Annotated in this window: 11 protein-coding genes; 8 read left to right on the forward strand and 3 right to left on the reverse strand. The window is 66.4% G+C overall.

What is annotated here, in order from left to right; all coding sequences use genetic code 11:
• Nucleotides 1-9 precede the first annotated feature (9 nt).
• A complete protein-coding gene (locus FZ029_RS11665; RefSeq protein WP_149269386.1) occupies nt 10-678 on the reverse strand; it encodes a haloacid dehalogenase type II in 669 nt (222 codons plus the stop codon).
• 349 nt (nt 679-1,027) lie between these two features.
• On the opposite strand from FZ029_RS11665, the gene FZ029_RS11670 reads away from it, so the two are divergent.
• The 7 genes from FZ029_RS11670 (at nt 1,028) to FZ029_RS11700 (ending at nt 9,546) form a co-directional block, all read left to right on the forward strand.
• Entirely contained in the window at nt 1,028-1,918 is an 891-nt protein-coding gene (locus FZ029_RS11670) for a GNAT family N-acetyltransferase (RefSeq protein ID WP_149269387.1), read from the forward strand.
• Nucleotides 1,919-1,931: 13 nt separating this feature from the next.
• Nucleotides 1,932-3,308 carry an aspartate aminotransferase family protein gene (locus tag FZ029_RS11675; RefSeq protein ID WP_149269388.1) on the forward strand — a complete coding sequence of 459 codons (1,377 nt, stop codon included), beginning with the start codon at nt 1,932-1,934 and terminating at the stop codon, nt 3,306-3,308.
• Between the two features lie 252 nt (nt 3,309-3,560).
• On the forward strand, nt 3,561-4,295 hold the full coding sequence (locus FZ029_RS11680; protein ID WP_149269389.1) for an HAD-IA family hydrolase: 735 nt from the start codon (nt 3,561-3,563) through the stop codon (nt 4,293-4,295).
• Nucleotides 4,296-4,360: 65 nt separating this feature from the next.
• On the forward strand, nt 4,361-5,968 hold the full coding sequence (locus FZ029_RS11685; RefSeq protein ID WP_149269390.1) for an ABC transporter substrate-binding protein: 1,608 nt from the start codon (nt 4,361-4,363) through the stop codon (nt 5,966-5,968).
• A gap of 121 nt (nt 5,969-6,089) precedes the next feature.
• The gene (locus FZ029_RS11690) at nt 6,090-7,040 is read left to right on the forward strand and encodes an ABC transporter permease (protein ID WP_149269391.1); all 951 of its coding nucleotides are present in this window, start codon (nt 6,090-6,092) and stop codon (nt 7,038-7,040) included.
• Nucleotides 7,037-7,891 (forward strand): ABC transporter permease, encoded by an 855-nt coding sequence (locus tag FZ029_RS11695; protein WP_149269392.1) that lies wholly within the window; start codon nt 7,037-7,039, stop codon nt 7,889-7,891. Before FZ029_RS11690 ends, FZ029_RS11695 begins: the two co-directional genes overlap by 4 nt.
• Nucleotides 7,891-9,546, forward strand: coding sequence for an ABC transporter ATP-binding protein (locus FZ029_RS11700; protein ID WP_149269393.1), 1,656 nt, complete (start codon nt 7,891-7,893; stop codon nt 9,544-9,546). The genes FZ029_RS11695 and FZ029_RS11700 overlap by 1 nt, the downstream gene beginning before the upstream one ends.
• Nucleotides 9,547-9,631: 85 nt before the next feature.
• Here the strand turns inward: FZ029_RS11700 and FZ029_RS11705 are convergent, their stop codons facing one another.
• Nucleotides 9,632-10,108 carry an Lrp/AsnC family transcriptional regulator gene (locus FZ029_RS11705; RefSeq protein ID WP_085086154.1) on the reverse strand — a complete coding sequence of 159 codons (477 nt, stop codon included), beginning with the start codon at nt 10,106-10,108 and terminating at the stop codon, nt 9,632-9,634.
• 245 nt (nt 10,109-10,353) lie between these two features.
• Here FZ029_RS11705 and FZ029_RS11710 point away from each other — a divergent pair, with 245 nt between their 5' ends.
• Entirely contained in the window at nt 10,354-11,679 is a 1,326-nt protein-coding gene (locus FZ029_RS11710; RefSeq protein ID WP_149269394.1) for an FAD-binding oxidoreductase, read from the forward strand.
• Between the two features lie 15 nt (nt 11,680-11,694).
• Here the strand turns inward: FZ029_RS11710 and FZ029_RS11715 are convergent, their stop codons facing one another.
• Complete coding sequence (locus FZ029_RS11715) at nt 11,695-12,591, reverse strand: LysR substrate-binding domain-containing protein (RefSeq protein ID WP_149269395.1); 897 nt, start codon at nt 12,589-12,591, stop codon at nt 11,695-11,697.

The following is a 12,591-nucleotide window of genomic DNA, read 5'->3' on the forward strand; positions in this document are numbered from 1 at the left end:
ATGCGTCCCTTACAGCCCCACCACGCCGGGCAGGCCGGAGATGTCGCGGATCTCGGTATAGCCGTAATAGGGGTTGGCCGGTTCGTGGCCGCGGTTGACCCACACCTTGTTGCGGATCCCCAGATCATGCGCCGACATCAGGTCGTAGCGGAAGGAGGAGGAGCAATGCAGGATGTCCTCCGGTCCGCAGCCGAGCATGTCGAACATGTATTCGAACGCCTTGAAGCGCGGCTTGTAGGCCTGCGCCTGTTCGGCGGTGTAGACGGCGTGGAAGGGCGCGCCGAGCTTCGCCACGTTCGACGGGATCTGGTCGTTCATGGCGTTGGACAGGATGACCAGCGGGATTTCCTTGGCCACCTTGGCCAGCCCGGCCGGCACGTCGGCATGCGGACCCCAGGTGGGAACCCGCTCATAGACCATGCGCGCGTCCTCGTCGCGGAAAACGACATTGTTGCGCTTGCAGGTGCGCTCCAGCGAATTGTGCACGACCTCGGCGTAGGGCTTCCAGTCGCCCATGACCTCGTCGAGGCGGTAGGCGGCGAAGTTCTTGATGAACTCCGTCATCCGCGCCTCGTCGAGGATCGACCCGTACAGATCGCGCGCGGCTTCGGCCATCTGAAAGTTGATCAGCGTGCCGTGGCAATCGAAGGTGACGTATTTCGGCCGAAACTGGCTCATGGCTGCTTCCTCGGGATGGGGCGGTGGGGGAATGGATTGGGGCGTGATCGCGCCCTGCCCCATGATCCTAGCGTCGCCGCGAAGTGGGGCCTGACCGAATTGCCCGGCGCGAAAGCACAAAGTTCCGTTTCCGCGACGACGCTCAGCATTTGGTTGGGAGCGAAACCGCGCTCACGCCCCCCGAACAGGGTCGGAGAGCCCCATCCACGGCATCGGCCTGCCCCGTCACGGCATAAGATGCGGCCGGCCGCCGAAGCAAAGGTGGAAGATATCGCGGCGGGCGTTGCCTTCAGACGAACGTCCGGGGGCGGTGCGCCCACTCTTGAGGCAGAGGGTGAAAGGACTGCCCATGAGCAAGAATACGGTTTCCAAAAGAACGGTTCACTGTCTGGCCTTCGAACCGAAGCATCTCAATGATGCGCTGGCATTGTCACGGCAGGCACAATGGCCGCACCGTCTGGAAGACTGGTCCCTGACCCTCGCGCTCAGCCGGGGGCTTGTCGCCGTGGATGCCGGGGCGCCGGAGGGTGCGCAGGTGGTCGGCACCGTGCTGATGACCCCCTATGGCGAGGATGCCGCCACCATCAACATGGTCATCGTCGATGAAGGCTGGCGCGGGCAGGGCCTTGGCCGCCGCCTGATGGACGAGGCCATGGATCTCGCGGGAGACCGCCCCCTGCGCCTCGTCGCCACCACCGACGGGCTGCCGCTCTACGAAAAACTGGGCTTCCGCGAGGTCGGCACCGTTCTTCAGCACCAGGGCGAAGGCGGCCGGGCGCTGTTTGCCAAGGAAGATGTCGCACCCGCCGGCAAGTATGACCGCGCCGCCATCGCCGCCCTCGACCGGCAGGCCTTCGGCGCCGACCGCAGCCATTTGCTGGAGCGTTTCGCCGAGGTCGGATCCTTCACGCTGCTGCGCCGCAATGGCGCCACCGTGGGATTTGCGGCGCTGCGCGACTTCGGCCGCGGCCAGGTCATCGGCCCGGTGGTGGCGCCCGACGCGGACGGCGCCAAGGCCCTGATCGGCCCGATCATCGCTGCAAATCCCGGCAAATTCCTGCGGGTGGACACCACCGCCGACACCGGCCTCGGCCCTTGGCTGGCCGACTGCGGCCTGCGCCATGTCGGCGGCGGCATCGCCATGCGCCGCCCCGCTCCCACGGCATCGGTGGCGCCATCGGCGCCGGCAGCCGTAGCCGCCGTTTCGACTTTCGCGCTCGCCAGCCAGGCACTCGGCTGATCCGGAGAGGACCATGCTCAGCAATTCCCTGATCGAACTCGACCGTGCCCATCTGGTGCATCCCGTCGCGTCATACCGCGGCCATGAAAAGGCCGGCGTCCGGGTGATCGCCTCCGGCTCCGGGGCGACCCTCACCGACATGTCCGGCCATCGGCTGGTCGATGGTTTCGCCGGCTTGTGGTGCGTCAATGCCGGCTATGGGCAGAAGAGCCTCGTCGAGGCCGCCACCCGCCAGATGCAGGAACTGCCCTACGCCACCGGCTATTTCGGGCTTGGCAGCGAACCGGCGATCCGGCTGGCGGCGGCGCTGGCCGAACGCGCGCCCGGCGACCTGAACCACGTCTTCTTCACGCTCGGCGGGTCGGACGCGGTGGACAGCACCATCCGCTTCATCCGCTACTACTGGCAGGCCAAGGGCCAGCCGCAGCGCGACCAGTTCATTTCCATCGAGCAGGGCTATCACGGCTCCTCCACGGTCGGCGCCGGGCTGACCGCCCTGCCCGCCTTCCATGCCGGCTTCGGCGTGCCGTTCGACTGGCAGCACAAGATTCCGTCGCATTACGCCTACCGCAATCCGGTCGGCGACGATGCCGACGCGATCATCGCCGCCTCGCTCGCCGCACTCGACGCCAAGATCGCCGAGATCGGCGGGCCGGAGCGGGTCGCCGCATTCTATGCCGAACCGATCCAGGGGTCCGGCGGCGTGCTGGTTCCGCCCGACGGCTGGATGAAGGCGATGAGCGACCGCTGTCGCAGCCTGGGCATCCTGTTCGTCGCCGACGAGGTCATCACCGGCTTCGGCCGCACCGGCCCGCTGTTCGCCTGCACCGACGACGGCGTGGTCCCGGACCTGATGACCACGGCGAAGGGCCTGACCTCCGGCTATGTGCCGATGGGGGCGGTCTTCCTGTCCGACGCGGTTTATGCCACCATCGCCGATGCCGCCGGCACTGCCGCGGTCGGCCATGGCTATACCTACTCCGCCCACCCCGTGAGTGCCGCGGTGGGATTGGAGGCGCTGCGGCTTTACGAAGACGGCCTGCTGGCCAACGGCGTGAAGGCCGGCGCCCGGCTGATGGCGGGACTGCATGCCCTGCGCGACCACCCGCTGGTCGGCGATGTGCGCGGGCGCGGCATGCTGGCCGCGATCGAGCTGGTGGTGGACAAGGAGCGCAAGACCCCGCTGCCCGCCGCCGCCGAGCCGTCCCGGCGGATTTTCGACCGGGCCTGGAACAATGGGTTGGTCATCCGGGCCTTCGCGAACGGCGTCCTGGGCTATGCCCCGCCGCTCTGCTGCACCGACGACGACATCGACGCGATCCTGGAGCGCACGACCCAGACGCTCGACCAGACGCTGGATGATCCCGACGTGCGCCGGGCGATGCGATAGGCGAAAAAGGGGGGCGTCCGCGCAAAAATCCGTGAACACCCCCGTATCCAGCATTTTCTGCTGTCCGGCACCGATATTCAGAGACAGGCGTCAAGCCCATAGACCACACTGGACGGTACAGAAGACCTGAACTCTGGGCCATTTCCAGAGGGGCCACCTCCAGAGACACCCCGGCGGACGATTCCGCCGGACCTGAAACGCCCCGCCGAACCGGAACGGTTCCAACGCGGTCCTTGATGAGGAGTTGGTGCGTTGCCCAAGAGTCTGCTGAACTTCAAATATCTGACCTTCGACGTCGTCGGCACCCTGATCGACTTCGAAGGCGGCATCAAGAACTGCCTGGCCGAAATCGCGGCAGAGGCCGGAACCACGGTGGACGGCGAAGCGGCGCTGACCCTCTACCGCGAGGCGCGCTACTCCGACGCCACCGGCCTGTTCCCCGACGATCTGGTGCGCGTCTATTCGGTCATCGCGCCGAAGCTGGGCCTGCCCGCCGGCACGCAGTACGGTGAACGCCTGCGCGATTCCGCGGCGTCCTGGATGGGCTTCCCCGACAGCCGGGACGCCATGGCCCGCCTGGCCAAGCGGTACAAGCTGATCGCGATGACCAACGCGCGCCGCTGGGCCTTCACCCATTTCTCCCGCGAGTTGGGCGACCCGTTCTATGCCGGCTTCACCGCCGACGACACCGGCGTCGAGAAGCCGAACCCCGCCTTCTTCCAGCAGGTGTTCGATTTCGTCGAGCGCGACGGCGGCAGCAAGGACGATATCCTGCACGTCGCCCAGAGCCAGTATCACGATATCGGCGTTTCGCGTCGCCTCGGCATGACCAATTGCTGGATCCAGCGGCGGCATGCGCAGAAGGGCTATGGCGGCACCATCGAGCCCGCCGAATTCACCGAACCGGATTTCCATTTCCGCTCGATGGCGGAACTGGCCGATGCGGTCGACGTGGCCGCCGCTGCGCCGACGACGGTCTCCGCGTAACCGGGCCAAACCGGAGCGCGCCAAAAAATAAGAAACAGACAACACACGAACAGAGTGAGGCTAGCATGACAAAGACGCCTGATAGCTGGACCCGGATCGACGACAGCATGGTCGAAGGCGCCATCCGGCGCGGGGCCAACCGCCGCGATCTGCTCAAGATGCTGTTGGCGGGCGGTGTGTCGCTCGCCGCCGCCGACCTCCTTCTGGGCCGCGCCAACGCCGCGGTCGCCGACGAACCGGTGAAGGGCGGCACGCTGAAGGCCGCCGGCTGGTCGTCATCCACCGCCGACACGCTCGACCCGGCGAAGGCGTCGCTGTCGACCGACTATGTCCGCTGCTGCGCCTTCTACAACCGCCTGACCTTCCTCGACAAGGCCGGCATCCCGCAAATGGAGCTGGCCCAGTCCGTCGACACCGAAGATGCCAAGACCTGGACGATCAAGCTCCGCAAGGGCGTGACCTTCCACGACGGCAAGTCGCTGACCGCCGACGACGTGGTGTTCTCGCTTAAGCGCCATCTCGATCCGGCCGTCGGGTCCAAGGTCGCGAAGATCGCCGCCCAGATGACCGACATCAAGGCGGTGGACAAGAGCACCGTCGCCATCACGCTGGCGACCGCGAACGCCGACTTGCCGACCATCCTGGCCACGCATCATTTCATGATCGTTGCCGACGGCACCACCGACTTCTCCAAGGGAAACGGCACCGGCGCCTTCATCTGCAAGAGCTTCGAACCGGGCGTGCGGTCCATCGGCGTGCGCAACCCGAATTACTGGAAGGGCGGCCCGCACGTCGATTCCTTCGAGTTCTTCGCGATCAGCGACGACAATGCCCGCGTCAACGCGCTGCTGTCCGGCGACATCCACCTCGCCGCGGCGATCAATCCGCGCTCCACCCGTCTGGTCGATGGGCAGCAGGGCTTCTCTCTGTCGAAGACGACCTCCGGCAACTACACCGACCTGAACATCCGCCTGGACATGGAGCCGGGCAGCCGCAAGGATTTCGTGGACGGGATGAAATATCTCGTGAACCGCGAGCAGATCGTCAAATCCGCCCTGCGCGGCTTCGGCGAGGTCGGCAACGATCAGCCGGTGTCCCCGTCCAGCCCCTACCACAACGCCGCGCTGAAGCCCAAGTCCTTCGATCCGGAACGGGCAAAATCCCTGTTCAAGAAGGCGGGCGTGCTGGGGCAGTCCATCCCGGTGATCACGTCGGATGCCGCCTCGTCCGCCGTCGACATGGCGATGGTGATCCAGGCCTCCGGCGCCGATATCGGCATGAAGCTCGATGTCCAGCGCGTTCCGTCCGACGGGTATTGGAGCAATTACTGGCTGAAGGCGCCGATCCATTTCGGCAACATCAACCCGCGCCCGACGCCGGACATCCTCTTCTCCCTGCTCTACGCCTCCGAAGCCCCTTGGAACGAGAGCAAGTACAAGTCCGAGAAGTTCGACAAGATGATGATCGAAGCGCGCGGCACGCTCGCCTGGGCCAAGCGCAAGGAACTGTACGACCAGATGCAGGTGATGATCTCCGAAGAGGCCGGCACCATCATCCCCGCCTACATCTCCAACGTGGACGCCATCACCAACAAGCTGAAGGGCTTGGCCCCCAACCCGCTGGGCGGCATGATGGGCTACGCGTTTGCCGAATATGTCTGGCTGGCCGCCTGAAACAGTGGATCGGCGGGACCGGACGGGCGACTGCCCGGCCGTCCCGGCCCGCCGTGGCCCCTCTCGTCGCCGCCCACCCGGGCAAGCCCTCCGGGGGCGCCTCACCATGCAGAGGCCAGGCATGACATCACGTGTTCCCTCCCTCATCCTCGGCCGGCTGTTCATCGCGCTGGTCACACTGACCATCGTGTCCTTCGCGGTGTTCTTCGCCACCACACTGCTGCCCGGCGATACGGCGACCATCCTGCTGGGTCAGGCGGCGACGCCGGAAGCGATCGCCGGCCTGCGCACGGCCATGCATCTCGACGAACCGGCCCTGCTGCGCTTCTTCTACTGGATCGGCGGGCTGTTCCAGGGCGATCTCGGCACCTCCTATGCCAACCATATGCCGGTGGCGACGCTGATCGGTGGCCGGCTGCTCAACACGCTGAAGCTTGCCGGGCTGACCACCCTGATATCGGTCCCGCTTGCGCTGACGCTCGGCATCACCGCTGCCATGTGGCGGCGCACGCTGTATGACCGCATCGTCACCGTCGCCACCATCGGCATCATCTCGGTTCCGGAATTCGTGCTGGCGACCTTGGCCGTCCTGGTGTTCGCGGTTTACCTGAAATGGCTGCCCGCCCTGTCATTCACCTATCAGGTGGACAGCTTCTCCGGGCTGCTGCGGGCCTATGCCATGCCGGTCATCACGCTGACCTTCGGGGTTTCGGCCCAGATGATCCGCATGAGCCGGGCCGCCGTGATCGAAACGCTGAACACGCCCTATGTCGAGATGGCTCTGCTGAAAGGCGCGTCGCGCCCCCGGCTGGTCCTGCGCCATGCCCTGCCCAATGCGCTCGGCCCGATCTCCAACGCGGTGGCTCTGTCGCTGTCCTATCTGGTGGGCGGCGTCATCATCGTCGAGACGATCTTCAACTATCCCGGCATCGCCAAGCTGATGGTCGACGCGGTGTCCACCCGCGACCTGCCGCTGATCCAGTCCTGCGCGATGATTTTCTGCGTAGGCTATCTGATCCTGATCACCGCCGCCGACATCGTCGCCATCCTGTCGAACCCGAGGCTCCGATGAAGACACACACCTCCACCGGCTCCCTCGCAACATGGTCCGGCTACAGGATCAATCCGGTAGGCCTGGTCAGCTTCTGCGTGGTCCTACTCTGGGCCCTGGTCGCCCTATTCGCCCCCTACCTCGCCCCCCATTCGGTGGGGGATATGGTCGACCTCGATTACTTCGGCCCGATGCGGCCCGGCCTGTGGCTCGGGTCGGATTATCTCGGCCGTGACATGCTGTCCCGCATCATCTACGGGACCCGCTACACCGTCGGCATCTCGCTGGCCGCGGTTTCCATCGCCTGCTTCACCGGCGTCGTGCTGGGCATGACCTCTGCGGTGCTGCGCGGGCCGGTGGACATGGTGGTCAGCCGGGTGCTCGACGCCATGAACTCGATCCCCAGCAAGCTGTTCGGCCTGATGGTGGTGGCGGCGGTGGGATCGTCGATCCCGGTGCTGATCCTGACCCTGTCGGTCATCTATGTCCCCGGAGCCTACCGCTTCAGCCGATCGCTGGCGGTCAACATCGACACGATGGACTTCATCATGGTCGCCCGCATCCGCGGGGAAAGCCTGCCCTATCTGATCGGGTCGGAGATCCTGCCCAACATCGTCGGTCCGGTTCTGGCCGATCTGGGCCTGCGCTTCGTCTTCATCGTACTGCTGCTGTCGGGCTTGTCCTTCCTGGGACTGGGTGTCCAGCCGCCCTACGCCGACTGGGGCGCGCTGGTGCGCGAGAACATCGGCGGCCTGCCCTTCGCCGCACCCGCGGTGATCGTGCCGTCGCTGGCCATCGCCACCCTGACAATCAGCGTCAATCTGCTGATCGACAATCTTCCGCAGAAGATCCGGGATCGGAGTGCCTCCTGATGACGAACCTCGTCGAAATCCGCGATCTGACGGTCGAGGCCACCACCGATTCCGGCCGCTGGATCCAAATCCTGAAGGGCATCGACCTCGACATCGCCGCCGGCGAAACCGTCGCCTTCATCGGCGAAAGCGGGTCCGGCAAGACCACCGCCGCCATGACGCTGCTGGGCTACGCCCGTCCCGGCTGCCGGATTTCCGGCGGCACGGTGCGGGTCGACGGCCATGACATGGTGACGCTGTCGGAAAAGCAACGGGCGGCCCTGCGCGGCACGGTCGTGGCCTATGTGCCGCAGAGTGCGGCGGCCGCCTTCAACCCGGCGGCGACGATCATGGAGCAGGTCATCGAGGTGACGCGGATCCACCAGCTGATGCCGCCGGACGAGGCCCGCCGCCGGGCGGTCGCCCTGTTCCGCGCCCTGTCGCTGCCGAATCCCGACAGCATCGGCGACCGCTATCCTCACCAGGTGTCCGGCGGACAGCTGCAGCGGCTGGCGGCGGCGATGGCCCTCATCGGCGATCCCAAGGTGGTGATCTTCGACGAGCCGACCACGGCGCTCGACGTCACCACCCAGGTCGAAGTTCTGCGGGCCTTCAAGGCGGTGACCGCCAGACGGCAGATCGCCTGCGTCTATGTCTCCCACGATCTTGCCGTCGTCGCCCAGATCGCCGACCGCATCATGGTGCTGCGCAACGGGGCGGTGCAGGAAATCGGAAGTGTCGACGACATCCTGAAGCGTCCGACCCACCCCTACACCAGGGAATTGCTGCACGCCTTCCATCCCGACACCGGCGGACGGGTTGCCGCGGCCGCGGCGTTTGCCACCGACACCGCCCCGCTGCTGGAGATCAAGACGCTGAGCGCCGGTTACGGCCCGCCGCAATCGAACGGCCAACCGCTGGCCCTCGCGGTCAAGGGGGTGAGCCTGCAGGTGAAGCGGGGCACCAACCTCGGCATCATCGGGGAGTCCGGTTGCGGAAAGTCGACCCTGGCGCGCGCCATCGCCGGCATCCTGCCAGCCTGCAACGGCGACATCCAGTTCGACGGACGGGAGCTGTGGCACAGCGCCCGCCAGCGCAGCCGCGAGCAGTTGCGCGACCTTCAGATCGTCTTCCAGCACGCCGACACGGCGCTCAATCCCGCCAAGTCGATCGAGGATATTCTCGGCCGCCCGCTGACCTTCTATCACGGCCTGCGCGGCAAGGCCCGCGATGCGCGGATCGACGCGCTGATGGACATGGTCCGCCTGCCCCGCGCCCTGCGCCACCGCCTTCCGGCGGAACTGTCGGGCGGCCAGAAACAGCGGGTGAACTTCGCCCGTGCGCTCGCCGCCGAACCGAAGCTGATCCTGTGCGACGAGATCACCTCGGCCCTCGACACCGTCGTCGCGTCGACGATCATCGATCTGCTGAAGGAACTGCAGCGCGAGCTTGGCCTGTCCTATGTCTTCATCAGCCACGACCTGTCGGTGATCGAGGCGATCTGCGACGAGATCATCGTGATGTACCGCGGGCAGGCGGTCGAGACCATCATCCCGTCCGCCCGACAGCAGCCGCAGCATCCCTATTCGCAGCTGCTGTTCTCGTCGGTTCCGAAGCTGGATCCGACATGGCTCGACACGCTGGACATCGACCCCGAACGGATGCGGGTCGCCTGACCGGCCTTCTCTCGCCCCTGCTCTCCACTCTGCCGCCCGCGCGGTTCGCCGCCGCGCGGGAGCAACGGTTCCGCCGCGACTGCCCTCACATCGGAAACAGCGTGGTCAGCGGCATGTGCGCCCGCACGATCGGCGATTTCAGCACGACGTAACTGAAATACTTGTCGATGCCGATGTCCATGTCGGTCAGCTTCTCCATGATCTCCTGATATTCGCCGATGCCGGATGTGACGAACTTCAGCATGTAGTCGTAGCCGCCGGACACCAGATGGCATTCCAGCATCTGTTCGATCTTCTTGACGGCGGCGAGGAAGCGGGCGAAATCGACCTGCCGATGGTTCTTCAGCGTCACCTCGGTGAAGACCGTCAGGGTCTGGCCGAGTTTGCTGACGTTGATCTGCGCCGTGTAGCCTTCGATGTAGCCCTCCGCCTGGAGCTTCTTGACGCGCATCAGGCAGGGGCTGGGCGACAGGTTCACCAGTTCGGCCAACTCCACATTGGTGATCCGGCCGTTCTTCTGGAGCTGATGCAGAATCTTGATGTCGATGCGGTCCAGCTTCATGGGGAACCCATCCGGTTCGAGGGCGAGGAACGGAAAACGACAGCAGAAAATTCTGCTGATCGGACCAAGCCAGCTTAGCATGCGCCGCTTGCCTGTCGATGCCCAAGACGTGGTTCTCCAACAGAACAAAGCATCATGTCTTCCGGCAACGACAGAAGATAATGCCGTTGAATCGGCCAATGCAGCGCCTCCCGATCCGCGTGGCATGGCTAGATGGCGCAACGCCGAAATCGGAGATCCTCCCAATGCCAGCCCCATTGCAAACCATAGCGTCCTCCCCGAACCTGCCCGAACAGGCGGACGTCGTCGTGATCGGCGGCGGCATCGTCGGCGTCTGGGCGGCCTACTATCTGGCCCGGCGCGGACTGTCGGTGGCCTTGGTGGAGAAGGGGCAGGTCGGGGCGGAGCAGTCCAGCCGCAACTGGGGCTGGTGCCGGCAGCAGAACCGCGACGCGCGGGAACTGCCGATGGCGACCAAGAGCCTGGATTTGTGGGAGCGCTTTGCCGCCGAAAGCGGCGAGGACACCGGCTTCAGCCGCTGCGGCCTGCTCTATCTCAGCAATGACGACCAGGAATTGGCGGGCTGGGCGCGCTGGCGCGATTTCGCCCGGACGGTCGGCGTCACCACCCACATGCTGAACGGCGCCGAAGCCGCCGAGCGCGGCCGGGCCACCGGACGGCCCTGGAAGGGCGGCGTCTTCTCGCCGTCGGACGGCATCGCCGATCCGGCCCGCGCGGCTCCCACCGTGGCGCGGGCGATCATGAAGCTGGGCGGCACGGTGCATCAGGGCTGCACCGCGCGCGGGCTGGAAACCAGCGGCGGGCGGGTCTGCGGCGTCGTCACCGAAAAGGGCACGATCCGCACCAAGCTGGTGGTCCTGGCGGGCGGGGCCTGGGCGTCCTCCTTCTGTCACCAGATCGGCGTGCGTTTCCCGCTCGCCTCCATCCGCTCGTCGATCCTGTCGGTCGGCCCCAGCCCCACCGGTCTCCCCGACGCTCTGCACACCGCCGCGGTATCGGTCACCCGGCGCGGCGACGGCGGCCACACTCTGGCGATCAGCGGACGCGGGCGCGTCGATCCGACCATGCAGCAGATCCGCTTCGCGCCGCAATTCATGCCGATGTTCACCCGGCGCTGGCGCAGCCTGATGCCCGGCGGGCTGGAGGGGATGCGCTCCGGCCACGAGACACTGCGGCGCTGGCGGCTCGACCGCCCGACGCCGATGGAGCGGGTGCGGGTGCTCGACCCCACCCCGGACCGCAGCACCATCCGCCTCACCCACGAACGGGCCATGGCGCTGCTGCCCGGCCTAAAGGGCGCGCCGATCACCGCCGCCTGGGGCGGCTACATCGACAGCACGCCCGACGGGGTTCCCGCCATCGGCGAGGTCGGCAGCCTGCCCGGCCTGATCCTGGCGGCGGGCTTCAGCGGCCACGGCTTCGGCATCGGCCCCGGCGCCGGCCACCTGATCGCCGACCTCGTCACCGATCAGGCGCCGATCGTCGATCCCAAGCCCTACCATCCCGACCGCTTCGCCGGATTCTCCACCGGCAAGGTCGCCGATTTCTGACCGAAGGCAGAGCCGTCAGGTGCCGCCCGGCTCCAGCGCGCGGGCGGCCCGGCGCAGGCAGTCGCGCATCAGGTCGTGGCTGCCCGACAGCGGGCGCTCCTTGCTGGTCAGGATGGCGATGGGCACGCGGATGCCGGGGCGGAAGGGCCGCTGGACGATGCCGGAGAACTGGTTCCACGGCAGAAGCCCGTCGACGACCGCCACGCCGATCCCCTCGCGCACGAAGGGCAGCGCGGTGATCGACAGGTCGATTTCCACCGCCGGGGCATAAACGCCGCCCTCCGCCTCGACCGCCCCGGCCAGCAGCCGGCCGGGCAGCGTGTCCACGCGGTAGGAAATCAGCGTTTCCTCCACCAGATCGGCAAATCCGACCTCGGCATGCCGGGCCAGCCGATGTCCCTCCGGCATCAGGCAGATCAGTTCGGCATGGCCCACCGTTTCGACGTGAAGATCGTGGTGGGGCATGTCGTTCATCGCCACCCCCAGCAGAACATCGCCGCTGCGCAGCATGTCCAGGATGTTGGTCATCGGGGCGACCAGCGACCGCACGACGATGTCGGGATGCGCCTCGCGGAAGGCGGTCAGCGCCTTTGGAACGATGGACATCGAGGGCGGGGCCGAGGCGGCGAGACGGACCAGACCGGTGCGGCCATGGCGCATGTCGACCGTGCGCCGGCGCAAGGCGCCGAGTTCCGCAAAGATCCGCTCTGCCTCCGGATACAGCTCGTTGGCCTCCTGCGTCGGGACCAGACGCCCGCGCACCCGGTCGAACAGCTTGAATCCGAGTTGATCTTCGGCGTGCAGCAGAATCTGGCTCAATGCCGGCTGCGAGATGTTCAGCATCGCCGCCGCCCCGGTCACGGTTCCACAGCGCATCAGCATGCAGAAGACTTCGAGTTGGCGGGCTTGCAT

The organism is Azospirillum sp. Sh1 (assembly GCF_008365135.1).
Classification (GTDB): Bacteria; Pseudomonadota; Alphaproteobacteria; order Azospirillales; family Azospirillaceae; genus Azospirillum; species Azospirillum oryzae.

Excerpts from the sequence above, each read along its gene's own strand:
- FZ029_RS11665 (WP_149269386.1), bottom strand. The coding sequence starts at position 678 with ATGAGCCAGTTTCGGCCGAAATACGTCACCTTCGATTGCCACGGCACG.
- FZ029_RS11670 (WP_149269387.1), top strand. The coding sequence starts at position 1,028 with ATGAGCAAGAATACGGTTTCCAAAAGAACGGTTCACTGTCTGGCCTTC.
- FZ029_RS11675 (WP_149269388.1), top strand. The coding sequence starts at position 1,932 with ATGCTCAGCAATTCCCTGATCGAACTCGACCGTGCCCATCTGGTGCAT.
- FZ029_RS11685 (WP_149269390.1), top strand. The coding sequence starts at position 4,361 with ATGACAAAGACGCCTGATAGCTGGACCCGGATCGACGACAGCATGGTC.
- FZ029_RS11690 (WP_149269391.1), top strand. The coding sequence starts at position 6,090 with ATGACATCACGTGTTCCCTCCCTCATCCTCGGCCGGCTGTTCATCGCG.
- FZ029_RS11695 (WP_149269392.1), top strand. The coding sequence starts at position 7,037 with ATGAAGACACACACCTCCACCGGCTCCCTCGCAACATGGTCCGGCTAC.
- FZ029_RS11700 (WP_149269393.1), top strand. The coding sequence starts at position 7,891 with ATGACGAACCTCGTCGAAATCCGCGATCTGACGGTCGAGGCCACCACC.
- FZ029_RS11705 (WP_085086154.1), bottom strand. The coding sequence starts at position 10,108 with ATGAAGCTGGACCGCATCGACATCAAGATTCTGCATCAGCTCCAGAAG.
- FZ029_RS11710 (WP_149269394.1), top strand. The coding sequence starts at position 10,354 with ATGCCAGCCCCATTGCAAACCATAGCGTCCTCCCCGAACCTGCCCGAA.
- FZ029_RS11715 (WP_149269395.1), bottom strand. The coding sequence starts at position 12,591 with ATGCAAGCCCGCCAACTCGAAGTCTTCTGCATGCTGATGCGCTGTGGA.